We start from the raw sequence: 26757 nt of genomic DNA on the forward strand, positions 1-26757 counted from the left end.
CTACCTGTTTTTAGGAACCATTGCTCCGCCATGCTTGGGGCAACCCAGGATTTGAATTAGGTTTCTGAAAAACGGACGCTTCGCCTCTCCGTTTTTCTGCCCATTTTTTGTGGGGGCACCTTCCCCTTTCCCACCTCCTTTCCTGCTTCTCTAACCCTTTGGCGACGATACGGCAATCGGGGCTCCCCAGCCTGGGGAACCCTGTACAATTGCCTCAACCTTAGTGGTTGATGTTATTTATGCTGCTTGTTATTCAAACTTGCCGTAAAATGCGTTGCGGTATACGTCAGCCAGCTCAGTCACCAGCGGCAGTTTTGGATTCGCTGTTGTACATTGGTCTTCGAATGCACGATCTGCCAGATAGTCAACATGTGCTTCGAAGTCTTTGGCGTCAAATCCGATCTCCTGGAATGATTCCTCAATGCCCAGTTTTTTGTTCAGATCACGAATCGCTTTGATCAGGCTGTTTACGCCCTCTTCCGTTGTGCGAGCCGGCAATCCGAGAATACGTGCGATTTCAGCGTAACGCTCATCAGCTACGAAGTGCGAATATTTCGGGAACGATGCAAACTTCGTCGGTTTTTTCGCATTGTAGCGAATCACGTGTGGCATCAGGATTGCATTTGTACGACCGTGTGCGGTGTGGTACTGACCGCCCCATTTGTGCGCCAAGCTGTGGTTAATTCCCAGGAATGCGTTGGCAAAGGCCATACCGGCAATGGTCGAAGCATTATGCATTTTTTCGCGAGCCAGTTTATCCCCTTGCAGTGCTGATTGCTCCAGATATTGGAACACCAGTTGAATGGCTTTGATGGCCAGGCCGTCTGTGTAATCATTCGCCATTACGGATACATAGGCTTCGATGGCGTGAGTCAGGACGTCCATCCCTGTATCAGCTACTGCTGTTTTTGGCAAGCTGTATACGAATTCCGGGTCCACAATCGCTACGTCCGGTGTCAGCTCATAGTCAGCCAGCGGATATTTGGTATTACCTTGCTCTTTATCTGTAATAACTGCGAACGATGTAACTTCAGAACCTGTGCCTGATGTGGTCGGGATCGCGACAAATTTCGCTTTGATGCCGAGTTTAGGATATTTGTAGATCCGTTTGCGGATATCCATAAATTTTTGTTTCAGGTTGTTGAAGTCTGTATCCGGATATTCATAGAATAGCCACATCGCTTTGGCAGCATCCATTGGAGATCCGCCGCCGAGTGCAATAATGCAGTCAGGCTGGAAGCGATCCATCATCGCTTTACCACGATCTACTGTTGTTGTGGATGGATCTGGCTCAACTTCAGAGAATACTTCGATGGCAACCGGTGTTTGACGCTGACGCAGATAGTGCTCTACTTTTTCCACATAACCAAGTTTGACCATCATGGCATCGGTAATGATCGCTACGCGAGTAATATCCGGCATTTTGGCAAGATATTGTGTTGCGCCTTTTTCGAAGTAAACTTTGTTCGGTACTTTGAACCATTGCATATTCACGGTACGGCGAGCCACCCTTTTCACGTTGATTAAGTTCACAGCTGTAACGTTCGAAGAAGTTGAGTTACGTCCATACGATCCGCATCCAAGAGTCAATGATGGCATATTGGTATTGTAGATATCACCGATCGCTCCGTGTGTGGATGGGGAATTCACGATAATCCGTCCTGTTTGCAGACGATCTGCAAATTTGTTGATCACTTCTTCATTGTTCGAGTGAATAACGGAGGAGTGACCCATACCACCAAACGCGACCACTTCTGCTGCACGCTCGATCCCGTCTTTCGCTGTTTTTACTTTGTAACAAGCGAGCACCGGGCTTAATTTCTCAGCAGATAACGGGAATTTTGTGCCCACGCCTTCAATCTCGGCTACCAGAATTTTAGTACCTGCCGGCACTTCAATTCCGCACATTTTTGCAATGTTCACAGCGGACTGACCTACAATTGCCGGATTAACCGCACATTTCTCTGCGTTGATTGCACCTGCTGTCAATTTGGCCGCTTCATCCTTGTTTACGAAGTAACAGCCGTTGGCAATCATTTTCTTTTTCACTTGATCAAAGATCGGCTCTTCAATGATTACCGCTTGTTCAGATGCACAGATCATTCCGTTATCAAAAGATTTCGACAGAATCAAATCCGTTACCGCCTGATTGATATCTGCACTTTTCTCAATAAAGCATGGTACGTTACCAGGTCCTACGCCAAGTGCCGGTTTACCACAGCTGTACGCTGCACGAACCATTCCTGATCCACCTGTTGCCAGGATGAGCGCTACATCATTGTGATTCATGAGTGCGTTGGTGCGGTCCATGGATGGATCGTCGATCCACTGGATACAGTCAGCCGGAGCTCCGTGCTTCACAGCAGCTTCGAGCAAGATTTTTGCCGCCTCGCGGCTGCAATTCTGTGCAGATGGGTGGAAACCAAAGATGATCGGGTTACGTGTTTTAATCGCAATCAATGCTTTGAACATCGTCGTTGACGTTGGATTGGTTACCGGTGTAATCCCCATAATGATACCGACGGGTTCCGCAATCTTCTGAAAGCTGTCGTACTCGTTATCTTCAATGACACCTACTGTTTTTTCGTATTTAATGCTATTATAGATGTATTCCGTTGCAAAAATATTTTTAGTGATTTTATCTTCATAAACACCGCGGCCTGTTTCCTCAACGGCCATTTTGGCGAGCAGCATATGTTTATCCAGTCCCGCAAGCGCCATCGCCTGCACAATCCGGTCAATTTGTTCCTGATCCATGGACATGAATGCTGCATGTGCTTTGTTTGCTTTGTCAATTAACGTTTGAATATACTGACCTGCTGTCGGTTCTTTTACTGGGGCGACCTCATTCTTCACAGCCATCTCCCTCATCCTCCTAAAGGTTCGTATTGTTTGTCTCTCTTCTTTACATGCCCATCGTATCATGCGTAAAAGAATAAATATGTGATTTTTTTCACAAAGTATAACAAATTTTATTTAAGTTTTTAACAGCCTTCGGCAAGCCCTCTTCCCTTGCTATTTTGCTTCTTATTTTAAATATAGTGCTGTCAGACTCATACTTCCCTTTCGAAAGTGAATTTAATCACAATGTTTGAAATTTCGCCATTTTTACAGGCTTTCCATGCCACTCAAACCCGAAGATTAGGTATATACTGAACTTAAAAATTGAACCACCGCAATTTGTACCGTACCTCCACACGGCCGAGATGACCAGATCAGGATGGCACAGCTTGCGGCAAACCACGGGGCTGTTTTTTATTAAAGGATAGCCGTCCGATGGATACAAAGGGGAGAGCAACGTATGGGAGATTTAACAAACGTACTGGAAAAACGCGGTAACACCAGCTGTTTCTCGGAAGTCAATTTCAATCATTTGCTCGTCACAATGAAGGACCGTACTTACCCGGAAGGAACACACCTCTACTGGGAAGGTGACGTCTCCGACAAGCTTTATTATATGAAACGGGGGCGTGCCCAGATTACCAAATCCACCGACGAAGGTAAAGAACTGATCATGTACATGTATCAAACTGGTGATATGATCGGGCAGGCTGATCCCTTCTTTGGTTCCAGACACAGCTTTTCGGCAGAAGTGCTGGAGGACAGCGAGATTGGTGTGCTGGAGCACAAGGACCTGGAAATGCTGATCTGCCAGCATTGTGACTTTGCCATTGATTTTATGAAATGGATGGGCATTCACCACCGTCTGACACAAACCAAATTCCGTGATCTGATGTTATACGGTAAACCCGGGGCACTCTGCTCTACGCTGATCCGGCTATCGAATTCATATGGAGAAGCCCATGGAGATCATGTGATTATTCATAAAAAAATTACGCACACGGACCTGTCCAATATGATTGGCGCCACCCGTGAAAGTGTAAACCGCATGCTCAGCGATCTTCGTAAAAAAGACGCGCTCGAATATGACAACGGCATGATTGTCATTAAGGACTTGAAAATGCTGCAGGGCATCTGTCATTGCGAACTGTGTCCGAATGAAATTTGCCGCATCTGATGCGAAAAATCAAGTATTCAAGCAATTCACCGAAGCGTTTAGGCAAATTGGCTGTCATACTCAATACTCAATGCTTAATGCTTAATTACACAAGAAAAAGCCCAAACTGGTTAAACACCGTTGGGCTTTTCATGCTTATTTTATATGTCAGGCTCATTCAGGAAACTTTGGCCAGCTCGAGCTTTATTGCATCCCGCGGACTTAATTTCATATCCAGACCGTTCTCCATTAGCTCCTTGTCATTCACCATAATAACCCAGCGCTCATTCATACCAGGGATAACATTTTCTACGGCAACAACAAATTTGTTATTTTCCGACATACGCACAACACCACTCGATTTCAATACGTCACGAACCGTGCACTCCTGTACATAAATGCCGGCATATTGCCTTTTCAGATTCGGCTTGATGCTGCCACCACTCACTTTCAGCAGGGTTGTCTGATATGCGACTCCATCCCCACCACGATCAGCAGCTTTGACATATATAGTAACTTCATCTTTGGCATGAAGCTCGATATCCCAGTTTTCCTGTTCAATGTCCTTGCCATTCAGCTTCACTGCCCAGGTCAAGGAAGAATCCAGCGAAACCTCTCCAACGGATTGGATCCGTTTGCCGTCTGCCGTAAAATCAACCAGCCCGCTGTTCAGCAGTGCTTTTTTGAGCGTCAGACCTTCACTGAAATCACGTTTGATGGACTTGGTCGCATCAGGTAAAAACGTACTTCCATCAATCGCAACTGTAATTGTATTGGCCGAATCCTTCTCGGACACAACTGGCTGCTCTGCAGGCTGCGGCTCTCGGGTACAGCCCGTTAGAACGGCGAGTATAAGCAAACATAGACCTATGTAACCGGGAATTGTCTTCATCATAACACCACCCTGCGTAAAATCATTTATCCTGTTGTCCATAACCTCTATTATGGCACATTCCTTCATAAAAAACAGTATCAAAGCCGTTACTTTTCTCTACCAGCCTTCTCCTGTAACAGACAAATCAAAAAAGGCCCCGACGAAAAGGGCCCTCTATACCAGCATTTGTCCTGCTTTTGAATCAGACTGATTATTGTACAAAAGCTTGCATATATGTTCGGCCTCCGTCCCCATCCTTCAGATAAGGATTGAGTCCAAAAGATTGAGTCTCTGATACAAATACACCTGTTAACAAACGGCCTTCCAGAAGCTCGCCATCAACCTGTACACAGCAGGAAGGGGCATCTACGTATTCCTGATAAAGCGGAATATATCCGTAGGGCTGATGAATTTTGAACAGCTTCCCCTGCTCATTAAACGGGCGATCCGAGAAATAGGTAGGCACGATATAACGTGCAATGACATCCAGTTCCTCCGCCGTATAGAATGGCTCGTCGCCCAGCCATGGGGCGAGCATCCGAATTTTTTCATATTGTGACCAGACGACAGCCTGAATCAGCATCTCGATCTGCACCCGTTTACCATTCGCTGCCTTCATACAGAGTCGATCGCTAAGGAGCTGTTGTTGTTCATGAGCGCGCTTCCCATCCGGTACCCTCAGCTCACAACCGATACATTTCCAGCCGCCAGGCGCCTGAATCCACTTTTGCAGCACTGCCGGAGACGACACCAAGCCAGTAAAATCGATCATATGATCCTCGGCTTGAGCGGGGTTATCCTGGTCCTCATGTGAATTGGCTGTGCGCCTGAACAGTTCCGCCGTTTTCTGATAAATGAGATGAACCTGAATGGATGCGCTCTCAAGTTCCGCAATATCTTGTTTGCCGTAGCGTATTTCACGGGATAAGCTTTCTTCTCTCATGACAAGTGGCCTCCTTCGCTCCGGCCGCCTGCGGCCATTTTCTATAGATTATACTACATCTCATGACAACATGTGCACAGGGGCGCAAGAAAAAGCACGTTCCAACGGTTTCAAAAGACAAAAAACTCCTGATTCCAAGAAATCAAGGAGTTTTTGTTTTGGCTTGCTTCAGGCCGCATATCTCGGGTTTACTCAACCCAATGCTCTGCCCAGTCTTGAATCTGATTCATTACAGGCTGCAAGGCTTTGCCCTTCTCGGTCAGCTCATATTCAATTCTCACAGGTGTTTCAGGATACACATGGCGCACCAGAATACCTTCGCTCTCCAGGTCTTTCATCCGTTCCGACAACATCTTGTCACTCATGGATGGAATCAGATTAGAGATGTCCTTAAATCGCTTCGAACCACTCATTAATGTCTGGATAATCAAACCGTTCCAACGTTTGCCCAAAAAAGAAAACGCCGTTTCAAAACGCGGACACATCCGCAAATCTTGATCTTCCACTTTCATCACCTCTTTAGAGATCAATCTGCTTACATTTTGTTAGTATATTTCATAATAACATATTTAAACTGTAAAGAAAACGCCTGCCTCAAAAAACTTCAAATTTTAGAAGCGAGACTTCGAACTAACACCTTCAGTATACAACACGTGGCGTCAGGTAACCATGGAAAAAATCGTTTAACAACCATTATGATTATAATACCCAAAAAAAGCCCTTCTGCCACAGTACTACAACCGGGAGAAGGGCTCTTGAGCTATTTCAGGCATTTTATAAAAATCGTCCATGGATAAAACTGCTGCGGCTTAGACCAGCACGCCACCAATTGGTCTTGCAGGTTCACTCTTGCCATATTGCGGCTTGAAGCTGCGGGCTGGATAAGCCCACTTTACAGCGTTGCTGATCACTTTTAAAATCTCGGGATGGTAATAGGTCGGGTATGTCTCGTGGCCTGGACGGAAATAAAAGATTTTACCTTCACCGCGGCGGAATGTGCATCCGCTTCGGAACACCTCTCCACCTTGGAAGTTGCTGACAAATATCAGCTCATCCGGCACGGGAATATCGAAGAACTCACCGTACATTTCTTCTTTTTCCAGAACAATCTTGTCCTCGATGCCTTCAGCAATCGGGTGGGACGGATTGACACACCATACAATCTCCTGCTCATCTGCTACACGCCACTTGAGATCACAGCTTGTTCCCATCAGCGCCTTGAAGGGCTTGGAGAAATGCCCTGAATGCAGCACAATCATGCCCATACCGTTCAATACACGCTGTGTAACCTTCTGTACAATCTCATCACTTACGCGATCATGTGCCATATGTCCCCACCATATCAACACATCTGTGGAATCCAGCACTTCATCACTCAGACCGTGTTCATGCTGATCCAGTGTAGCTGTACGTATTGCAAATCCTTCACCGCCAAGTCCGTCAGCAAGTGCACGGTGCAAACCGTCCGGATAAACTTCTTTGACTTCATCATGGATTTTCTCATGGACAAATTCATTCCAAATGGTGACGTTAATCATATTTAATTTCCCCCTAATATAGCTCTAAACCCACCACATATCGCCCAGCGGCTCTTCAATTAATACTTGCTGGAGATTTTGTACGGCTTTAGAGAAGCCTTCTTCCACGGACATCAAACCGTCTTCATGTTCAATACTTACAACATAATCATATCCAACCAGACGCAGAGCACTCATAATATCAGCCCACGTTTTGTTATCATGTCCGTAGCCTACAGAGCGGAACTGCCAAGCACGATCCAGCATGTTAGTGTAGTCCTGCATATCCGTTACGCCGTGTCTGTTCACGTTTACCGGATCAATCGTTGTATCCTTGGCATGGAAGTGATGGATTGCATTTTCGCGACCCAGAATGTGAATCGCCTGCACCGGATCAATACCTTGCCACCACATATGGCTTGGGTCAAGGTTGGCACCAATGACTTCACCTGCTGCTTCACGCAATCTTAACAATGTTGCTGGTGTATGCACCGAGAAGCCGCCATGCAGCTCCAAACCTACTTTTACATTGCGATCTGCAGCGAATTTACCCCACTCGGTCCAGTAAGGAATAACTTTGTTTTCCCACTGCCATTTCAGCACTTCCTGGAAATCATTCGGCCAAGGCGCAACAGGCCAGTTCGGATATTTCGCATCTTCATGGTCACCAGGGCAGCCGGAGAATGTATTGACAACAGGCACCTCCAGCTTCTCAGCCAGCTCCACCGATTTTACAAAGTCATCGTGGAAACCTTTGGCAATGTCCTTCTGCGGATGCAGCGGATTACCATGGCAGCTGAGCGCGCTAATGGTCAGGCCGCGGGATTCCACTGCATTTTTGAAGTTTTTCAGAGCTTGCGGGTTGCTCAGCAATTCATCAGGCTTACAGTGGGCATTCCCCGGATGTCCGCCTGTTCCGATCTCTACTGCTTTGAGTCCTTTTGAAGCTACAAAATCAAGTGCATCCTCTAGTTTACGTCCACCGAAAAGTACCAAAAACACGCCGAGTTTCAAGTGCAATTCCTCCCAGAATTAGATAATTTATGTTTGCTGTGTTTTGCTCCTATAGCTGTGTTTTGCTCCTATATATGTTGAACAAAAGATCTTTACACGAAGCACTCCGAGGTCAGAATAACCTTTCAATCGCTGTTATCCCCTGATTTTTTTGATTCACTTTTCCTAAGGGGAAAATCAGGTTATAAAGGCGAAGGTAATGCTTCCGATGCAGCTTTCTTTCAGAAAGCTTTCAGCTTCGCTTTCCAGGTTTTTTCTGTCCTCTCCGTTACTGTGTAAATAATTCGTTCAAACTATATAGTTTATCAAACCTGTCGCTGTTCAATTTTTCTGTATGATCACGCTGTCCGTTCTTCTGCTTGTTTAGTTATTGTGGAAAAACAAGCAGGATTCTATCCGAAAATTTAATGTGATTCTACCGTTTTATTTTCGGAAGGGTCGGTTGTTACAACGCTGTCATAGGTGCTCTCCAGATGAATGTGCTTGCCTTCAAGAGAAGAACGCTGGAAGGCATGCATGGCCTCAAGCACATGATACGCCAGTTTGCCGCTTGCCTTGTGCTCGCGTCCCGCCCGGATCGACTGTACCATCTCGGTCACGCCGATGCCGCGCTCGTTATGCCCGCTTTCGAATGCCGGTTTCACCGTTTCCCAGACGTCTTGACCATAACGGCGAATCTTCACTTCGCCATTAAAGAAGTTAGGGTCCGGCACACTAAGCGTGCCTTCGGTACCGTAGATTTCGATACGCGGCAGATCGGAAGCCCCGCGGATATCAAAGCTTGTAATCATCGTCACGATGGCTCCATCGGCAAAATCAATCGTTCCAGCCAGATGGGTCGGTGTTTCTACGCGAAGCGCCGTTCCTTCCTTCGGACCTGAACCGATTTTGCGATCCGCAATCTGAATGCCTGCTGATGCACTGATCCGGCGAATCGAGCCTAGCAAAGTGATGAGAGCCGTCAAATAATACGGTCCCATGTCAAACATCGGCCCGCCTCCTGCCACATAGAAAAACTCGGGATCAGGATGCCAGGCCTCAGGCCCTCCGCCCATAAAGAAGGAAGTTGCGGCAATCGGCTTGCCAATCAGACCTTCTTCTATCGCTTTACGAGCAGTTTGAATGCCAGAGCCCAGGAACGTATCCGGCGCAGAGCCAACATATAGTCCCTTTTCCTCGGCAAGCTCAATCACTTTGCGTCCATCCTCCAGCGAAATAGCCAGTGGTTTCTCGGCATACACATGTTTGCCTGCTTCCAGTGCAGCCAGATCCGTCATGGCATGACTGCCAGGAACCGTAAGGTTCAGCACAAGTTCAATCTCATTATTTTGTAACAACTCATCTACATTGTAAACGTTTGCGATATTAAATTCATCTGCCCGCTCCTGAGCACGCTCACGAATCAGGTCAGCGACCGCCACAACCTCGATATATGGGTTTGTTTTGAGATTCTCCAGGTAGATGGCACTAATGTTGCCACACCCGATGATGCCTGCTTTCATTTTCTCCACAACGATGTTCATCTCCTTACGCACATGTGAGAATGCATGTTCAGCTGTTTGAAATGCTTGTTGGCACTGTGGATCATTATTGCTGCTCAACTCTATATCTATGGTATTCTGTTTGCGCTTCAATTAAAATGAATAATATGATTGAAACATGAACTATCTGGTCATAATTTTTGCAATCACACAAGGAGTAGACTTATGCCAACAGACTTTTCCTGCCAGGTTCTTACAGCTGGCTTTTCATTTCATCGCAAGCCCTACAGCATGGTGCAGCTGGACGGTGTGAAAAATTATTTGATGCGTCTGCAAACGGATGGACGCTGCCGTGCTCGTATTGACGGCTCCATGTCCATGGTGGACGCAGGAGACCTGCTTCTTTTTGACCCGGATGAGCCTTATGAGCTGCGAATAGATAACGAGTATAACCCGATGGGGGAACGACTTGTGGAGAGTGGGGACTATCATATCTTCTTCAATGGTTCCTGGGTGGATGAGTGGTGGAAACGCCATAAACGGCCAACCCGGATCAAGGTTGAATTGTCCGAGAGCCTGCTAACCCTGTTCAGGCAGCTAATTCTGGAGCAGCGCCGCCTTTCCAATCCTTATCCCGAGATTTCGAGCTATTATATGCGGATTTTGTGCCTTGAAGTGGACCGCTTGCTCTCGGAGCATCCGACCAATACCAAGACCAATCATGTAGCCTATGAAATCAAAAATTATATCGAGGAAAACGCTTCTTCGCTGTTCAAGCTGAACGATGTAGCAACCCATCTGGGAATCAGCGTGTCGCGAGGTGTGCACATATTCAAAGAAACGTTTGGCAAAAGCATTATGCAGTATACGCTGGATGTGCGGTTGAATATGGCGAGAGAACGAATTATTTTCAGCCCTATGACCCTCGAACAGGTCGCTGAATCCTCCGGTTTCAACAACTATACATATTTCCACCGCGTATTCCGTTCCCGGTTCGGCATGGCACCGAAGGAGTTCCGGCTGATTCACCGGGAACAGATGTAGCGATCGGGATGGGATAATACAGCTTATTTTCGCGCGGCGATGGCCTCGGACACCACCATGGCGAGGTCATCATTGCCAAACATGGACAGCACACCCAGCACGGTATCATCTGGAATATCTCCAGCCTCTTCTTTGGATACAATCAGCTTCTGCACCTGCTGCAAACGCTCGTTGCTCTGTTGCTTCGGGTAGGCCTGGCGATACATCTCTTCCGGGTCCAGTCCGTTATTCACACACCACTGGGCAAAGACCAGAATCATCATCTCTTCTTCCTGCTTGTAGCTCTCGATCACAGCTTCTTCGATCTGTTTACTGCGTTCCTTTTGATATTCATCCATGCTGTATTGCACTCCTTCGCTTAAACTCCATTTACTTTATCGAAAAGATAAATTTTTGAACATCTTATTCGTAGTCCGCTTCCGATTTATGTTATTCCTTGATCAGCCGCTCAGCCAGCTCATGGCTGTCCATCACATAACTTGCACTGATCAGACAATCATCCGGTGTGTCCAGACAGGCAAGAAAATGATCAACTGCACCTGCAAAACCTCTGCGCACCAGCACCGAATCCCAGCTGCCAAACGTTTCTCTGGATTCCCGTCCACCCTGCTCGGCATAATGAGCTGAATCCATATTCATTACTTCCACCGATCTTCCGCCGCCATGCAGCTCTACCTTCTCCAGATCAGCACCTGCTGCGCGAATCATATCAAAGTGTGCGAGCGCAGTCTTCCCTTGCTTGGCTGTTCCAGCCGCGTGCAGCAGTCTGCCATGCTCATCCACACGAAGCCGCTTGTGCAAAAGCTCCGCATCATTATCGGTGTACCATAACATCAAGTCCAGCAGGTGAATGAGATCATCATAGACAGTCTCGGCGGCAGGACGATCCTGTACGCCCGTGCGATGCTTTGTCAGGGTTAGTGTTTCAACACCGGCTCCCCCTTGCATCCACTCTTTTGCCTTTTGATACATGGGTGCAAACCTGCGGTTGAATCCAACGGCGAGCAGCAATCCCTGTGCCTCTGCAAATGCGGTCATCTCTTCCGATTCTCTAATGGTATAGGATAACGGCTTGTCTACGTATACCGCCAGCCCCCGTTCCAGACACGACATCACAATCTCGAAATGCGCTTCCGTTGCTGTATGTACAAACACCGCATCCAGATCCCAGGATAACAGCTCTTTCAGATCGGTTGTTCCCTGCCCAATCCGGTACGTTCGCTGCATTTCCTTTACCGGCTCTGATGAGCGATTCATGATGCCAACAACCTCAACACCCGGATGAGCGGTGAGCAGCGGCAAATATACTTTACGTGCGATTCCTCCGAGTCCGATGATGGCAATTCGGGTACGCTTGATTGTTTCCATGATGAGCATTCCACCTTCAGCTTAATTCGCTCGTCAGCCTTCCTCATTCACAAGTCCAGCGAGTAACGATCCATGTTCTATAGTGTAACCTTTCTGTATCCCTCTTGCCAACAAGCCACCTCGCTGCTTTTCTGAGATGATGACATTGTTCATGAAACGTCTCGGCATGGTAAACTAAGTTATACGGCAGACTGGACGCTGCTTTATCTCACCGATCAGTCTGAACAGAAAGGAGCGTTTGGCTTTTGCGAAAATGGTTATGGCTCCTCCTGTATGTTTTACTTGCCGGAGTCACGTTTATTTACAGATATGAACTGCTGGCGTGGACAGAGGTTCATCAGTCCATTCCGCTTTTATTAGCCTTGGCAACCTTGTTTGCTCTCGTCCCTGTGATTCCGTACAAAGTCATTATTATCGCTTTTGGATACAGCTACGGCATGACCATGGCCGCGTGGATTTGCTGGCTTGGTACGACATTGGCAGCAATGCTGGTCTACGCAGGCGCAAGAACTGTGTTCAGGCAGCAGGCCCGGGGTTATCTGGAGCGCATTCGCGGTTTGAATCGTTTCACAGCCTGGATGGAGGCGCACCCCTTCATGGGTGTGATGTCGATGAGACTGCTGCCCGTCGTACCACAAATGGCTGTTAACATCTATGCAGGCATCACCTTTACGCCCTTTTGGGTGTTTATGGCGGCGACCGCGATTGGCAAAATGCCTGCTATTTTTGTTTTCGCCTACGCAGGTGCACAAGCTGGTTCCTCGATCTGGCTCAGTCTCGCCATTCTGGCTGGATATATGGTGCTTATGGCCATGGTTCTTTTGCTGTTTCGCTACAGATCACGCAAAAAGGCCTGAGCATCGGATGGAATCATCAAGTCGTATTCATGCTTGCCGCTTGTCCTGCTTGGTTGACTTGACCATTCGGGATATAATAGAAGAGTAAGCCCAATATTTATATTTAAAAATTTAAAATATAACGGGATGGCTGGTGCCAGCACCTGAACAGAGTGAGTATGACCGATTACCAGGTGACCAACCTGTATTTAGGCAGCTTGGCAGTTCGGGTGACGGGCACCGCATCTTCGTCAGAAATGGAGTGAGTATAGCGTGGAACAACAATCATTAGAAAAAGCAACATTTGCAGGCGGATGCTTCTGGTGTATGGTATCCCCTTTTGAGGAGCTGCCCGGTATCCATAAAATCGTTTCGGGCTATACAGGTGGGCATACCGAGAATCCGACTTATGAAGAGGTATGCTCGGAGACGACGGGTCATGTGGAGGCGGTACAGATCACGTTTGATCCTGCCATTTTCCCATATGAAAAACTGGTGGAGCTCTTCTGGCAGCAGATTGATCCGACAGATGCAGGCGGCCAGTTCCATGACCGCGGATCATCCTATCAGACGGCCATCTTCTATCACAGTGAGGAACAGCGCAAGATCGCTGAAGCTTCCAAAGCTGCACTGGAGCATAGCGGACGTTTTGACAAACCCATCTTCACACCGATTCTGCCCGCCAAAACGTTCTACGAAGCAGAGGAGCATCACCAGAATTATCACCGTAAAAATCCAGCCCATTACAAACGTTACAGCAAAGGCTCAGGACGTCAGGACTTTATCGAGCGTAACTGGTCCGGCAAAGTGGATAAAAGCGGTCTGAAGGAGCGCCTGACACCGCTGCAATTCGAAGTGACTCAGAACAACGCGACTGAACCCGCGTTTCATAATGAATTCTGGGATCACCACGGGGATGGCATCTATGTCGATATCGTATCGGGAGAGCCGCTGTTCAGTTCCACGGATAAATACGATTCAGGATGCGGCTGGCCAAGCTTCACACGTCCGCTCCGGGATTATAATGTGAAGGAAAAAACGGATCTCAGCCACTTTATGATCCGTACCGAGGTCCGCAGCCGTGAAGGCGATTCCCACCTCGGACACGTATTTCCGGATGGCCCTACGGAAGCAGGCGGGTTGCGTTATTGCATTAATTCCGCGGCACTTCGTTTTGTACCGAAAGAGGATTTGCAAAAAGAAGGTTATGGCGAGTATCGTGTTCTGTTTGAATAAGTTTACGCAGTAATGCTGAAGAGCAGCGGAATGATTCCGCTGCTCTTTTTTGATTTAGTCCTGACAACAAGCTGTGATGATATGAGCTTCACATCATACTGACAATCCAACCAATCCAGTAGGCCAGCGGAATGAGAAGAACCTGAGCCACCATTGTGCCAAAAAGACGTGAAATCAGCATACAGCCATAAATCTGGTTCATGCGATCCAGCCGAATCTCCCCGCGAAGTGATCTGTCACTGAGCAGCGAAATTCGCGGATCAATAAGGATGGTGAGCAATATAGTGGCCATGCCATTAATCAGTCCAGTCGATTGGGAGGCAGCTACAGCCTGCGCTGGATACAGATACGCAGCATACAGGCTGGATAACACACCCGTGGTGTAGATGGCGGTCACCGCTACATTAAGCAGCATTAAACGTCTTGGCATGCCGTGCTGTACCAGACGTTTAGCCATCTGCCAGGAAGGTGGCGTGATATAATATGCGGCATTGCGTATCTTGCTGCGCTTCAGCAGATTTCGTACCATGCCGGGAATAGAACCAGCGGCTTCGAAATGCACAACCATCCTTGATGAGAGCTTGACCATGGTTGGAAAACAAAATATGGCGATTGCTGTTCCGATGGTCGCCGCCCCCATTAACCAATGAAGCTGCGCGGCAAAGTGCGGATTGGCTCCGCGAGCCGCCGTATCCACCAGACTGCCAATCATAGGGCCCTGCGCCATATTCGAAGTGCGGGATACCAGAAGCAAAATGCCTGCGAGTGATATCGCCAGAGCAATTCTGCGAGTACGCAGGCCCCCAAGACGGAGCGCATATGACAAACTGTCGGCGGCATGAATCAGCATCGTAAACAGCATGGGGAGAGCAAGACTTATACTCAACATCGTGTATGTACTCCTTTATTTTGGATCTGTTGATAGATATATCCTATGAATCTTTGACTTGACGTATTATACGCCTTGCACTCTTAAAAGTATAGAACAAGACTGTAACCATCTAACCGATGTCCCGGTCCCGTTGACTATTCACGAATCAAGCCCAGCTGCCTTTGTCTTTCTGCTGCTGCGGCGTTTGTATTCCAAGTTGCGAAGATACAGAGAGACGGACAGATGACTCTATGGCGACTGGATAGAACCAATTACACCGTAAGAATGGATACACACATATTACAGGTATGATGTGACAGTTATGCAGGTTTGGTAAGAACATATACGTTGACACAGCCACAGTCATGCAGATGCTGGTGAGAACATATTCGTTTGACACAGCCAAGTCATACGATGCTGGCGAGAACATATTCGCTGACACAGCCACAGTCATACGATGCTGGTGAGCCCCAAGTATAATTTGAGTGTGAGTGTGAGTGTGAGTTTAACGATCTCAGATGACCTTATTTGTCGGGTTTTGAACGTTCGGGGATTCTAACGATTCCCAGAGGGCTTATTCCACCTAAAATCAAAGAAACTGCCCTGTTTTCATGCGAATTCCTTGAAATAAGGTTTCCTGAGATCGTTAAAAATTTAAAGTAGAGAAAACACTCCATATAAGGTTTCTACGAATCGTTAGAATTTTTCCATGCTGGAAAATGAGGATTTGTAGGAGGATCATCCCTGGCCGTGACGGGTTTGTTTTCATCCTTCATGTCTCATCTACTAGGGAAGGATTAAGGCTAGTTTCAAATAGTGTGACTGTGATTGGACATGTGTTGAAATTGGTTTGATTACTTCTAAACTCTGTGATCATTGCAATGCTCCTGAGAAAACGTTTCGTTTATCTGCTCATGCAGAGGGTAATATACTAGTAACCCATACGATGTTGGAGGGATAACATATGCCATGGAACAAACAGGATTACCCCGTATCGATGAAAAATCTAAAACCACGTATCCGGCACAAAGCCATTGAAATTGCCAATGCTCTGCTGGAGGACGGATATGAGGAAGGTCGGGCGATTGCTATTGCCACAGCCAAGGCTGAGGAATGGGATGAGAATCACCCTGATCATAAGGCGTCAGACTCTGATTCGTCTTCTCATAAATCATCTTCAGATAAACATAAAGAGTCACCCTCTTTGGAATCCTCCTCTCGGGATCGGCGTCACTCCGAACCGGTCTCCTCATCCAAAAGTCATCATAATATTCATGTTGTGCCTACGGATTCCGGCTGGGCCATCAAACAGGAAGGTGAATCGGACTATTACTCTTCTTACGACACCAAAGCAGAAGCTGTCGATGCCGCAAGAGAAATGAGCAGCAAGAAGCATATTCGAGCTATCATTCATAATCAGGATGGGCAGATCGCCCGTTCTATCAAATCATGATTTATGAGTTCTTTCGTTTCATAATTTATGAGTTTCGTGCCCGTCTCTCTCTTATGTAAGGTGCATTCAGCATAACAAAAAATCCCTCTTGCTGCGAAGTTTGCAGACAAAAGGGATTCCTCTCTAAATCAAAGCTTATGTCAAGCTGATTAAAGCTTGATAACAACCGAATACTTTTCATGCCATCTGAGCTATGGATCACGCTGAACCGCGTGCTCAATGTGTTACGCCTCGTGCCACGGAAGTACGCGATGCCGCAGCATTAACCGCTTTGGCCGCAACCGACGGAATCGGCAATTTTACAGCCGAAGTTGTAACCACTGGACCACGAGCCGGTACACTGACCACAAACGTAATCATTTTGCTGGCAATCCATACCGCCAGAATTGTATATAAAGTTTCTTTTACCGGAAGAAAGAAAAGTGACAATCCCAAAACGAACGCATCACTGACAAAGAACACGGTTCCCAGCTTCCAGCCCTTCCAGCGGCTAACGAGCACAGCGAGAATATCATCTCCGCCTGTCGCTCCGCCGAAGCGCAGCACGATTCCTGCACCAATCCCGGTCAAAACACCGGACAGCACTGCCGGAATCCACAGGTTTCCGTTAAAATTCATCACCAGTGTGGAGTAACGCTCAAAGCCGTCGTAGAACAGAGAAAATGCACCCACACCAAGCAGCGCTTGGATCATAAATTTCCAGCCCTTAATGAACCAGGCCAGAATCATGACAGGAATGTCGAGCAGCAGCATGCCGATCGCCGGCGATAAACCTGTTGCATATTTTCCGAGCAGGGCCAGACCGACAAATCCGCCCTCCGATAAATGATTCTGAAAGTTAATGTGATAATAAGCAAATGCCAAAATAAATGTACCAAGCAACATAATTGCAAACTTGATCGCTTCTGTCTTCACGTGTTGTACGGTTAACGATGTTCTCTTCATACAGGTTCCCTCGCAGTTTGTAGGTTGGTTTTAAACCGACCGTACCCTGCAAAAGGTAAGCCTGGAAGAAATCATCGTGTACGTCCTTCGAATATTCATCCCAATCCCCTCTTTCGCAGAGTCAGCCGTTGTTGAAATACGGTTGGTTTACTCTACAAGGGGCGCTATGTGTATGAGAGATCGTAACGTTTCCAGATTGTCCTTGGGGAGATTGTCCTTCGGGGACTCATGGTATCCTGATCCTTTCTGTGTGTTGTGGTTAGCTGTGCTTGATTAAACGAATGGGAACATTACAGAGATTCAACATTGAACACCTTGTTTCACACCTAACCACTCCGATTGCAGTACCCTCTTTCGATCGCTGTTATCCCCGGATTTTTTTGATTCCTTTTTTCAAAAGGAAAAATCCTGTGATAAACGCGAACGCTCCGCTTCTGCAGATGGGTTCTGCACTCTCCGTTCCTGTGTGAATATAAGTTCAAACATGAATCCATTCGTGTAATCTTTCAATTCTGCTTAAACACCAAAGCTAACTTGCTTGTACTTCTATTATATAACACCAATGTGACCGGGTCTAAACAAGCAACCCAGCAAAAACACGCATAAAGCAGTCTCTGGACTGCTCCAGACGTCATACAGGCACACCAGGATAAGCAATGCTTGCTAATGGTGCTACCTGCTCCTTTATTCTATGACAGAAGTCTTCAAATATAACAGTGCAGTCACCCAACTGTGACAATTACGGGCCTTTTTTTATTTTCTGGTCGTTTGCAAAGGAATCCTTTCCCTGATGCACATACACTATAGCAAACGGTATTGATAAATCGAATTCAAACGTTTCCAGACTTACTCTGCTGTTTATGGTATAATATAACAATTGAATCCCAATACCGTTTAAGCGAGGCGGATGAATGAAAACGTTAAAGCCAAGAGTCTTTATTGGCTGCTCGCTGGAAGCGAAGCCGATTGCAGCCGCTGTACACGAAAACTTGCGTTTTTCAGCCGAAGTCACCCCTTGGTACTCGGGGGTATTTAATCCAAGCAGTTACACCATGGACGATCTGGAAGCCGAGGTGCGCACAACGGACTTTGCCATTTTTATCTTCCATCCGGATGACATATCCAAAATTCGCGGGAAGTACTACGCATCGGTTCGGGATAATACAATGCTTGAAATGGGTCTATTTATGGGCCGTCTGGGACGGAAGCGTATTTTTTTCATTCTTCCCGAGGATATTACGGATATTAAAGATGCCACCAAAGTCGAAGGACTGCGGATGCCCACCGATCTGCTCGGATTGAATCCGCTTGTATATGAGATTCGTTCTGACGGAAAATGGGCACCGGCCGTATCTGTTGCCTGCTCCAAAATTGCAGACAGCATTGAAGAGCAAGGGCGCTGGAGTGATCCCGAAGCCGAGCGTATCATCGAGAAACACAAACGCTCCGAAGATCAGGCACGTCTACAATTATTCAAACTGCTGCGTTTCTTTAGAGAATTGCTGCGCACACGCAAAGCAGATGCCCAGATGTTAGAACGCATGAGCGATGCATTGCGAAGTGCTTTTGTATCGCACCCGCCATTTACTGTTCGTGGTACCGCGATCTATCGTACAGATGGTAATGGTTATATCGAGCAATTATGCGGTAATGTTGGAGAACCCGGCAGAAAGTACGACTTGACCGCTAATGATGATAAATTACCGGATGATCCTAAACGCATTCTTGTTGTCGATTCATATCGGGAAAACAAAATCAAAGTAAATCTGTATGACGATTACCTTGAGAAAGAGTATCTGCTATGCTATCCTGTAGCCAAGAGGTATGTCATTACCGTTCATATTATTGGTCATATCGAAGCGGATGAGGCGGTATTTCAGCACATTGACTTGCAAAATCGTCAACTGTTTAACGCCATCAACGATCTGTTAGGAGGCGAACCGGAATGAGACCGGAAATGAAAAAAATAAGCAAGCGCTGGGGCAGCGAGAAGAAAGTTCGCCTTAGTTCTGCGCCTGATTCATCACGACCGGTTCCGGAACCCAAGGAAAAGGATCGTTTCCACAAACCGGCCGTACCGCTCGTTACAATCGGCCCATCACTGAAGGGCAAGGAGCGACCATACAAGGTCATTTTAGAAAAAGAAGCGTATTACGAGAAACCTCAATATCTCGCTTGAGTTTGGCAACAACTTCACTGAGATATAGCTTTATTCAGAAGACTATCGTTTCATCAAATTTTTTACTTGATGTCTAAAGTTGATGTTCACACATTCCATTTATCTTGCCGCTGCAACGGCAACATGTTTACCAGGCCCGCCGCCCATGGCTGGGCTTTTTTGTTCTTTTGCTACTTTGCTTGATTCATGATAAAGCCTGTATATTGTGCTCCTGTTGCTTGATTCATTCTAAAAATGGCTTGCACGTAAGCTGATCAATGTCATATGACATACATAAAACGTTAGAGTTAAAAGATGTATTTTGACCAACTCATCTGCTGCTTCTGACCTTAGGTTTCCTGCAAAACCCATAAATTATACCTAAATTTTGGAGCTGGCTTGTCCGTTTCTGCTGAACCACTTCGCACTGCGTGCAGCTCCCAGCACGCAGTGCCCTGCTTCATGACGAGGATGGTCAGCCACAATTGACAGCTGTTATTTCCTCATTATATTGCCCATATAACTTTATTTCCGCCGACATACAGACCTCATGCTGAAATCAATTTCCATTATTTATCGGTTGTATAACGTATGCCTATTGCATATATTGATTATAATATAAGAACACATGTTCTGTAAACAATAAATTCCAATTATAGGTTAAGGAAGTGAATGTATGATATCCCCTACTTCCGCCCCATCCCCTGCGGATGAAGATCATCGTCTGATCAAAGGTATAGTTGTACGCACGCTTTTGCTAGATGTACTGGAACGGGATATTCGCACCCTGGATACCTTGCTTCTGAAAATGCCCGAGGTCTATATTCTGTCACTCACCCGTATTCAGAATGATGTACTCAAGGAGATGCTGGAACTGCGCAAACAAATGAGAATCCGCGGCGTGAAAGTTCTGGAGGAAACGCGGCGAAAGGATGGCATCGAAACTGTCTATCTGTGCAGGGGATATATGAAACAGTTCTATATGCTTTGGACCTTTGCGCGCAATGAGGTTAAAAAAGAGCTAAGTCGACATCTGCAGATGGACCTGGCACAAACCTGAGTACGATTGGTATTTTGCCTCACTTTGCATTTGGTACAATCTTTTTCCAAGACAGCAGGTGTAATAAGCAAGGCTCTGCCGCGCATCAACATGCCAGGCAAGTGCTGCTGAACAGGTTGACCATTGCGTGCTCTGTCATTAAGATGGAGAAGACATATCCAACCTTCCCGATGTGGGAAAGGATATTCACACAATGTCAGTCTAATCAAGGAGCTGCACATCATGGAATCGAATTCGAATTCTCTTTATAGTTCAAAAAATAATACACCATCACACCCACTCGTTGCCGCGAATGTGACCGAACTGATCGGCCAGACCCCTGCGGTTCGGCTCAGCAGACTCACAGGCAGTGACTCCGCTGACGTGTTCGTCAAGCTGGAGTATTTCAATCCAAGCGGCAGCGTCAAGGACCGTGCTGCCTACAACCTGATCGCACAGGCTGAACGAGACGGATTGCTGCAGCCTGGAGCAACCATAATTGAACCGACGAGCGGCAATACCGGGATTGGCCTCGCGATGAATGCCGCGGCCAAAGGATACAAAGCGATTCTGATCATGCCGGACAACATGTCCAAGGAGCGCATCAACATTTTGAAGGCATATGGCGCAGAGGTTGTACTTACGCCTGCCGCGGAGCGGATGCCTGGAGCCATTCGCAAGGCGAAGGAGCTTCAGGCCGAGCTGCCGGGCAGCTTCATTCCGCAGCAGTTTGAGAATCAGGCGAATCCGGATATCCACCGGATCACGACGGCGCCCGAGATTTTGGAGCAGATGGATGGCAGACTAGACGCCTTCATCGCTACAGCCGGAACCGGCGGCACGATCACCGGAACGGGCGAAGAGCTGCGCAAGCAGCTTCCCGACCTCCGCATCTATGCGGTGGAGCCGCAAGGTTCCCCGGTGCTGTCCGGCGGCGAGCCCGGACCGCACAAGCTCGTCGGTACAAGTCCGGGCTTCATCCCGGACATCTTGAATACCGACGTATGGGATGCCATCATCCAGGTGTCCGATGAGGACGCACTGGATACGATGCGGCAGCTTGCTGCCCGGGAAGGGCTGCTGCTCGGCCCTTCCTCTGGCGCTTCGGTGTGGGCCGCCCTTCGCATCGCGAAGGAACTGGGGCCGGGGCACCGGGTGCTCTGCATTGCGCCGGATACCGGGGAACGGTATCTGAGCATGGGTATTTTTTAACAAGGCCAAAGGCAAAGATCCCTATCCCGACAATCTCTACACAACAAGCTCTACGTTCATAGCGCATAACAAAATCGAGAACCAAATGAATAACCGAATAGAAAATCAAAACCAATAAGCCCCTGCTCACCTCGGATCATGTATCCAAGTGAACAGGAGCTTATTTTTATTTTCGCAACACAAAAGTAATCACGCAAAGCGCAGGTATCAAACATAAGACATGAGGCGTACAACAGAAACATGAAATACAAGCATAAGTTACATACATAAATGACAAGCATCAATCACAAATCATGAAATCCCTCGCCCCGTGCTACATCCATACTGCGACTACATATTCGTTTAACGCTTAGAAACGGTGGTTACGGATTAATGTGTCAAGGTTGTCCATTCTACACCTTCCGGGAGCAGAGCCGCAATACGGTCTTTGGCTTCCTTTTGGGTATAGATCGACTCATCCAGAATCGCTGCCGAACCGGAGTCACTGCTTGTGCGAATCAAACGTCCAAGACCCTGCTTCACCCGCAGCAGCATATACGGCAGATCAATCTCTTCATATGGCGAAGCCGATGCATTCCGTTTGGCATTGAATACCGGGTCCTGCGGTGGATATGGAAGCGACCAGATCATGACGTTGGACAGAGATGGTCCCGGCACGTCGAGTCCTTCCCACAGATTCACGGAGCAGAGCACACTCTCCTCATCCTGCTGGAATGCCGCAATCAGATCACTGATCTCCCGATCCCCTTCATACATAAAGCGCAGCCCCTGCGCCTCTGGTACATGCACGATATCCTGCTTGAACGCAAGCAGCTCCTCCATCGTACGGAACAGAATCAGCGCACGACCGCCGCTCTCCTGAAGCAAAGCCGCCGCATCACGCAAACGGTTTTTGTTCTCGGCATGACCGGGTGCAGCCTGTTCAGCAATTTTCATCTGCATTTTATCTGCGTAATCATAAGGAGAAGCAACGGAGAACGATACAAAATCGTCAATCCCCAGACTATCCGCCACATATCGGAATGAGTTGTCCACGGACAGCGTAGCCGATGAAAAGACAATCGGAATACCGGTGTTGAACACACGCTCGTTCAGGATTTCTTTTACGGTACGCAGCATGATCGACAATGTCGTCTCATCCTCGCTCTCTTCCGCCCAACAGATGTAACCATCCTCCTTGCGGAACAAAGACAAAGCCGTCTGGATCATATCCAAATGCTCTTCCACGACACGCATCTGATATCCATCCAGCGAGAACAAACCGCTTTCGAATACCAGCTCTTCTCCAATCGCATCCAGCACGCCGTTTAATCGTTCAATCTCACGCAGCAGCGGTGCTTCCACCCGGACTTCTTTCCGTTCCGAGCCAGGAATAGCAACTGTATACGTATCGAGCAGACGGAACAGTCGCTCACTGCTTTCAATTGCCTCATCTACTCGCTCTGCAAGGGATTCACGAATCTCGCCTTCGAGCAGACGTGTGACCAGTTCCTCGAAAATGCGGTGTTTCAGCTTGTAACTCAGGGCGTTCAACGCCGCTTCTTCCAGCAAATGGCCTTCATCAAATACAACCGAGCTGTGATCTGGCAACAAAGGCAGTTGTCCTTCGCGTTTGCGCGCTTCATAAGTCCACACATGCTCCATGTAGTAATCATGGGAACAGATGATGATGTCTTTGGAGCGACGGTAATGATCACGCGACAGCGTCAGGCCGCAGCGTTGTCTTTTTGGACACACGAAACAATCCTGAAACGGGTCCCAGTTGATCTTGTTCCACTGACGGTCGTTCAGATGCGGATACTGCTTGCGGTCACCATACGGGTGGAAAGCCTGAAGTGTTCCCGGCGTATTCACGAATTCCGGCAGGCTCTCGTACACCTCTTCAATCACTGGCGCATCCTCATCGGCAAATCGCACTGCACTCAGCTTGTTCAGACAGACGTACTGATCTGGCGACTTGCCAAGACGTGCGTCCACTTGTAAATCCAGATGTTCAGCGAGCTTCGCAATATCTCCGCCCGGCTTCACCAGCTGTTCAATCAAGGACTCATCGGCACAGGCGATCACCGCCGGTTTGCCCGTATAACGTGCATAACAAACCGCGTAGAGCAGATAAACGAGTGTTTTTCCTGTTCCTACGCCGGCCTCGGCCATAATCGTCTTTTTATCTCCATAGGCCCGTTCGAGCTGGTACGCCATAAAAATCTGTTCGTCCCGTACCTCGAAGCCGGACTCTGGCAAAATATCGTAAAATACATCGGCAACCCACTTTCCCAGACGGGATACAAAAGGTTCAGCCGGATCATATGCAAAAGGGTAACGTTGTGTAGACAATCCTGGGTCAGCCTCCATTCTTAGACAAAGCAGTCCGATTTCTATTTTCCGTTTCAAAAAAGGCCGCTGGGCAAAAGTTAATTATCTCACGTGATGGATCAGGAGACAAGCTTTTTTTCACTTGGTTAACGTAGAAGACTGGATAAGGCTATGTATAGATGTTGACCACAGGGAAAATATATACAGGAATCCAACTTTAGGAAAGGTGGTATATCGCTCCATGGATAAACATTCTTCACCATCCGGGCATTCCTCAGACACATCCAACGAAACGTTGACAGATCGGCAGGGCCATCCGATTACCGACAATCAGAACGTACGAACCGTGGGCAGCCGTGGACCAACCACACTGGAGAACTATCACTTTCTTGAAAAAATTACACACTTCGACCGCGAGCGTATCCCGGAACGGGTCGTGCATGCCCGCGGAGCTGGCGCTCATGGCGTATTTGAAGCGTATGGAACGGCTGGCAATGAACCCGTATCGAAGTATACGAGAGCACGTCTTTTTCAGGAAAAAGGCAAACAAACGCCCGTGTTCGTACGCTTCTCGACCGTTATTCATGGCGGGCATTCTCCGGAGACGCTGCGGGACCCGCGCGGATTTGCAGTTAAATTTTATACCGAAGACGGCAACTGGGACCTCGTCGGCAACAATCTGAAAATCTTTTTCATCCGCGACCCGCTCAAATTCCCGGATATGGTACATGCCTTCAAGCCCGACCCGCTGACCAACGCGCAGGATATGGAGCGGTTTTTCGATTTTGTCTCCCTTAGTCCCGAAGCGACACATATGGTGACCTTTCTCTTCTCTCCGTGGGGCATTCCGGCGAATTATCGGCAGATGCAGGGGTCAGGTGTAAATACATACAAATGGGTGAACCAGGACGGCAAAGGGGTGCTCATCAAATACCACTGGGAACCGTTGAAACAAGGTATTCGCAACCTGCTGCAAAAGGACGCCAGTGAAATTCAGGGTCAGAACTTCAACCACGCCACGCTCGATCTCTATCATGCGATTGAACAGGGCGACTATCCCGAATGGGAGCTGTGCGTTCAGGTGATGGAGGATGGCGAGCATCCCGAGCTGGATTTTGACCCGCTGGACCCGACCAAGCTGTGGCCTCAGGATCAGTTTCCGTTTCTGCCTGTAGGTAAAATGACGTTGAACCGTAATCCCGAGGATTATTTTAATGAAGTGGAACAAGCCGCATTCGGGACAGGTGTGCTGGTGGACGGGCTTGATTTCTCGGATGACAAGCTGCTGCAAGGACGTACCTTCTCCTATTCGGATACCCAGCGTCACCGGGTGGGTGCAAACTATCTACAACTGCCCGTGAATGCGCCGAAGAACCGGGTAGCTACCAATCAAAGCGGCGGACAGATGCAGTATAAAGTGGACCGGGCACCGGGTCAGAATCCACACGTCAACTACGAACCTTCTTCGCTCGGGGGATTAACAGAAGCTCAGCCGCGCGGCAAGGAGCATGAGCCGATGGTGGAAGGCAGACTGGTGCGTGAGAAGATCGAGCGTACGAATGATTTTGGACAAGCCGGGGATACGTATCGGGCGTTCGAGGACTGGGAGCGAGATGAGCTAATCAGCAACATGGTCGGCGCATTGGCCCAATGCAAACCGGATATCCGGGAGCGCATGATCTCTTATTTTACCCAGGCGGATGCGGATTACGGGCGACGTGTGGCAGAAGGACTGGCTGCTGTATCCACAGACGATAGTGAAACAGTACAGCCGAAGCATGATCCGGGGGTTGAGCAAGCTGAGAAGCGTAGTCGGGAGACGGACGGATATTAATTGGCGTTAGACGAGTCGGATGAGTATTGTCCATAACTGGATAAGTATTTTCGCATAAAAAGTTAGATGAAAGTATCGCCCCATGAGTCTGGGTGCCAGTGTTGGCAGCCGCTTATGGGGCTTTTTGTTACGTGACAGCTGTTGATTTTGGAGAAAAAAGAGGTTCAAAGCGGTGGATTAGTGATAAGTCTCGTGTGATCAGCTCATGAAAAACCGGCATATTTACGTTCATTTCAGACGATAGTTCGTTAAAAAAAGGCGATCAGCCAATGATTGGATTACATTTTCCCTTTGGAAGGGATGGGATTCGGAGCGCTTATGCCTGTCCTGCCAGTCTTAAACGCAATCTGATCAAATGATTATTGATGATAACGTTTACAACATTTACCATGAAGCTGTGTTCTGGTGGATACCTTTTAGTTAGCTGGACGGTAGGACGAAGCACGTGACGCAGTATGTTCTGCTCTCATTAAAGGTACGCTCTACTCTACTCTGTTCTGCTCTGTTCTGCTTTGTTCAGTCCATACACGGTTACCGCCCGCCAGCGCTATATTTTATTCCAATTAACCAAGGAGGCTTGCATCATGAAATTATTCCCTTCCACATCTACTCATGCATCTGC

22 protein-coding genes are annotated in these 26757 nt (G+C 47.8%); 10 read left to right on the top strand and 12 right to left on the bottom strand.

All coding sequences use genetic code 11. From position 1 onward, the window contains the following. Positions 1-249: 249 nt before the first annotated feature. Entirely contained in the window at positions 250-2862 is a 2613-nt protein-coding gene (gene adhE, locus IEW26_RS02055; protein WP_111271566.1) for a bifunctional acetaldehyde-CoA/alcohol dehydrogenase, read from the bottom strand. Between the two features lie 439 nt (positions 2863-3301). On the opposite strand from adhE, the gene IEW26_RS02060 reads away from it, so the two are divergent. Then, a complete protein-coding gene (locus IEW26_RS02060) occupies positions 3302-4018 on the top strand; it encodes a Crp/Fnr family transcriptional regulator (protein ID WP_111271567.1) in 717 nt (238 codons plus the stop codon). A 157-nt stretch (positions 4019-4175) separates the two neighbouring features. Here the strand turns inward: IEW26_RS02060 and IEW26_RS02065 are convergent, their stop codons facing one another. The 6 genes from IEW26_RS02065 to IEW26_RS02090 all read right to left on the bottom strand — a co-directional run bounded on the left by IEW26_RS02065 (position 4176) and on the right by IEW26_RS02090 (position 9856). Then, positions 4176-4892 carry a hypothetical protein gene (locus IEW26_RS02065; protein WP_188591117.1) on the bottom strand — a complete coding sequence of 239 codons (717 nt, stop codon included), beginning with the start codon at positions 4890-4892 and terminating at the stop codon, positions 4176-4178. A 190-nt stretch (positions 4893-5082) separates the two neighbouring features. Next, on the bottom strand, positions 5083-5814 hold the full coding sequence (locus IEW26_RS02070) for a hypothetical protein (protein WP_188591118.1): 732 nt from the start codon (positions 5812-5814) through the stop codon (positions 5083-5085). Positions 5815-6002: 188 nt separating this feature from the next. Next, positions 6003-6299: a winged helix-turn-helix transcriptional regulator gene (locus IEW26_RS02075; RefSeq protein WP_373288427.1), complete on the bottom strand. Its 297-nt coding sequence runs from the start codon at positions 6297-6299 to the stop codon at positions 6003-6005. 324 nt (positions 6300-6623) lie between these two features. Then, complete coding sequence (locus IEW26_RS02080) at positions 6624-7352, bottom strand: ThuA domain-containing protein (protein WP_188591119.1); 729 nt, start codon at positions 7350-7352, stop codon at positions 6624-6626. Positions 7353-7376: 24 nt separating this feature from the next. Further along, positions 7377-8345, bottom strand: a complete 969-nt coding sequence (locus IEW26_RS02085; RefSeq protein WP_188591120.1) for a sugar phosphate isomerase/epimerase family protein — start codon at positions 8343-8345, stop codon at positions 7377-7379. A 404-nt stretch (positions 8346-8749) separates the two neighbouring features. Further along, positions 8750-9856 (bottom strand): Gfo/Idh/MocA family protein, encoded by a 1107-nt coding sequence (locus tag IEW26_RS02090; RefSeq protein ID WP_188591121.1) that lies wholly within the window; start codon positions 9854-9856, stop codon positions 8750-8752. A gap of 195 nt (positions 9857-10051) precedes the next feature. On the opposite strand from IEW26_RS02090, the gene IEW26_RS02095 reads away from it, so the two are divergent. Beyond that, positions 10052-10870 (top strand): AraC family transcriptional regulator, encoded by an 819-nt coding sequence (locus IEW26_RS02095; protein WP_145403950.1) that lies wholly within the window; start codon positions 10052-10054, stop codon positions 10868-10870. A 23-nt stretch (positions 10871-10893) separates the two neighbouring features. Here IEW26_RS02095 and yxiS read toward each other — a convergent pair whose 3' ends face one another. Together yxiS and IEW26_RS02105 are read right to left on the bottom strand one after the other, a co-directional pair. After that, entirely contained in the window at positions 10894-11208 is a 315-nt protein-coding gene (gene yxiS / locus IEW26_RS02100) for a protein YxiS (RefSeq protein WP_188591122.1), read from the bottom strand. Between the two features lie 91 nt (positions 11209-11299). Next, positions 11300-12238, bottom strand: coding sequence for a Gfo/Idh/MocA family protein (locus tag IEW26_RS02105; protein WP_188591123.1), 939 nt, complete (start codon positions 12236-12238; stop codon positions 11300-11302). 245 nt (positions 12239-12483) lie between these two features. On the opposite strand from IEW26_RS02105, the gene IEW26_RS02110 reads away from it, so the two are divergent. Further along, complete coding sequence (locus IEW26_RS02110) at positions 12484-13095, top strand: TVP38/TMEM64 family protein (protein WP_188591124.1); 612 nt, start codon at positions 12484-12486, stop codon at positions 13093-13095. 252 nt (positions 13096-13347) lie between these two features. Further along, positions 13348-14310, top strand: coding sequence for a peptide-methionine (S)-S-oxide reductase MsrA (gene msrA, locus IEW26_RS02115; protein ID WP_111271577.1), 963 nt, complete (start codon positions 13348-13350; stop codon positions 14308-14310). A gap of 88 nt (positions 14311-14398) precedes the next feature. Here msrA and IEW26_RS02120 read toward each other — a convergent pair whose 3' ends face one another. Then, the gene (locus IEW26_RS02120) at positions 14399-15199 is read right to left on the bottom strand and encodes a lipid II flippase Amj family protein (protein WP_188591125.1); all 801 of its coding nucleotides are present in this window, start codon (positions 15197-15199) and stop codon (positions 14399-14401) included. 946 nt (positions 15200-16145) lie between these two features. Between IEW26_RS02120 and IEW26_RS02125 the strand changes: the two genes are divergently transcribed. Next, on the top strand, positions 16146-16634 hold the full coding sequence (locus tag IEW26_RS02125) for a DUF2188 domain-containing protein (RefSeq protein WP_188591126.1): 489 nt from the start codon (positions 16146-16148) through the stop codon (positions 16632-16634). A gap of 216 nt (positions 16635-16850) precedes the next feature. Here IEW26_RS02125 and IEW26_RS02130 read toward each other — a convergent pair whose 3' ends face one another. Beyond that, a complete protein-coding gene (locus IEW26_RS02130) occupies positions 16851-17579 on the bottom strand; it encodes a YitT family protein (protein WP_145403955.1) in 729 nt (242 codons plus the stop codon). 911 nt (positions 17580-18490) lie between these two features. Here IEW26_RS02130 and IEW26_RS02135 point away from each other — a divergent pair. The 4 genes from IEW26_RS02135 (at position 18491) to cysK (ending at position 21988) form a co-directional block, all read left to right on the top strand. Continuing rightward, entirely contained in the window at positions 18491-19528 is a 1038-nt protein-coding gene (locus tag IEW26_RS02135) for a nucleotide-binding protein (RefSeq protein WP_111271581.1), read from the top strand. Next, complete coding sequence (locus IEW26_RS02140; protein WP_111271582.1) at positions 19525-19758, top strand: hypothetical protein; 234 nt, start codon at positions 19525-19527, stop codon at positions 19756-19758. Before IEW26_RS02135 ends, IEW26_RS02140 begins: the two co-directional genes overlap by 4 nt. Before the next feature lie 655 nt (positions 19759-20413). Beyond that, positions 20414-20797: a YhjD family protein gene (locus IEW26_RS02145; protein WP_188591127.1), complete on the top strand. Its 384-nt coding sequence runs from the start codon at positions 20414-20416 to the stop codon at positions 20795-20797. A 222-nt stretch (positions 20798-21019) separates the two neighbouring features. Next, positions 21020-21988 (top strand): cysteine synthase A, encoded by a 969-nt coding sequence (gene cysK / locus IEW26_RS02150; protein WP_188591128.1) that lies wholly within the window; start codon positions 21020-21022, stop codon positions 21986-21988. A gap of 369 nt (positions 21989-22357) precedes the next feature. On the opposite strand, the gene IEW26_RS02155 is transcribed toward cysK, so the two are convergent. Then, on the bottom strand, positions 22358-24322 hold the full coding sequence (locus IEW26_RS02155; protein ID WP_229729608.1) for an ATP-dependent DNA helicase: 1965 nt from the start codon (positions 24320-24322) through the stop codon (positions 22358-22360). A gap of 220 nt (positions 24323-24542) precedes the next feature. Here IEW26_RS02155 and IEW26_RS02160 point away from each other — a divergent pair, with 220 nt between their 5' ends. Next, on the top strand, positions 24543-26135 hold the full coding sequence (locus tag IEW26_RS02160; RefSeq protein WP_188591130.1) for a catalase: 1593 nt from the start codon (positions 24543-24545) through the stop codon (positions 26133-26135). Positions 26136-26757: the final 622 nt, after the last annotated feature.

This window comes from Paenibacillus silvae (assembly GCF_014639235.1).
In the GTDB taxonomy this organism is placed as follows: Bacteria; Bacillota; Bacilli; order Paenibacillales; family Paenibacillaceae; genus Paenibacillus; species Paenibacillus silvae.

What these genes read in the sequence shown, in the direction of transcription:
- IEW26_RS02080 (WP_188591119.1), bottom strand. Translation starts at nt 7,352, where the DNA reads ATGATTAACGTCACCATTTGGAATGAATTTGTCCATGAGAAAATCCAT.
- adhE (WP_111271566.1), bottom strand. Translation starts at nt 2,862, where the DNA reads ATGGCTGTGAAGAATGAGGTCGCCCCAGTAAAAGAACCGACAGCAGGT.
- IEW26_RS02070 (WP_188591118.1), bottom strand. Translation starts at nt 5,814, where the DNA reads ATGAGAGAAGAAAGCTTATCCCGTGAAATACGCTACGGCAAACAAGAT.
- IEW26_RS02125 (WP_188591126.1), top strand. Translation starts at nt 16,146, where the DNA reads ATGCCATGGAACAAACAGGATTACCCCGTATCGATGAAAAATCTAAAA.
- IEW26_RS02075 (WP_373288427.1), bottom strand. Translation starts at nt 6,299, where the DNA reads ATGTGTCCGCGTTTTGAAACGGCGTTTTCTTTTTTGGGCAAACGTTGG.
- yxiS (WP_188591122.1), bottom strand. Translation starts at nt 11,208, where the DNA reads ATGGATGAATATCAAAAGGAACGCAGTAAACAGATCGAAGAAGCTGTG.
- IEW26_RS02120 (WP_188591125.1), bottom strand. Translation starts at nt 15,199, where the DNA reads ATGTTGAGTATAAGTCTTGCTCTCCCCATGCTGTTTACGATGCTGATT.
- IEW26_RS02130 (WP_145403955.1), bottom strand. Translation starts at nt 17,579, where the DNA reads ATGAAGAGAACATCGTTAACCGTACAACACGTGAAGACAGAAGCGATC.
- IEW26_RS02135 (WP_111271581.1), top strand. Translation starts at nt 18,491, where the DNA reads ATGAAAACGTTAAAGCCAAGAGTCTTTATTGGCTGCTCGCTGGAAGCG.
- IEW26_RS02140 (WP_111271582.1), top strand. Translation starts at nt 19,525, where the DNA reads ATGAGACCGGAAATGAAAAAAATAAGCAAGCGCTGGGGCAGCGAGAAG.
- IEW26_RS02060 (WP_111271567.1), top strand. Translation starts at nt 3,302, where the DNA reads ATGGGAGATTTAACAAACGTACTGGAAAAACGCGGTAACACCAGCTGT.
- IEW26_RS02145 (WP_188591127.1), top strand. Translation starts at nt 20,414, where the DNA reads ATGATATCCCCTACTTCCGCCCCATCCCCTGCGGATGAAGATCATCGT.
- IEW26_RS02065 (WP_188591117.1), bottom strand. Translation starts at nt 4,892, where the DNA reads ATGATGAAGACAATTCCCGGTTACATAGGTCTATGTTTGCTTATACTC.
- cysK (WP_188591128.1), top strand. Translation starts at nt 21,020, where the DNA reads ATGGAATCGAATTCGAATTCTCTTTATAGTTCAAAAAATAATACACCA.
- IEW26_RS02160 (WP_188591130.1), top strand. Translation starts at nt 24,543, where the DNA reads ATGGATAAACATTCTTCACCATCCGGGCATTCCTCAGACACATCCAAC.
- IEW26_RS02105 (WP_188591123.1), bottom strand. Translation starts at nt 12,238, where the DNA reads ATGGAAACAATCAAGCGTACCCGAATTGCCATCATCGGACTCGGAGGA.
- IEW26_RS02095 (WP_145403950.1), top strand. Translation starts at nt 10,052, where the DNA reads ATGCCAACAGACTTTTCCTGCCAGGTTCTTACAGCTGGCTTTTCATTT.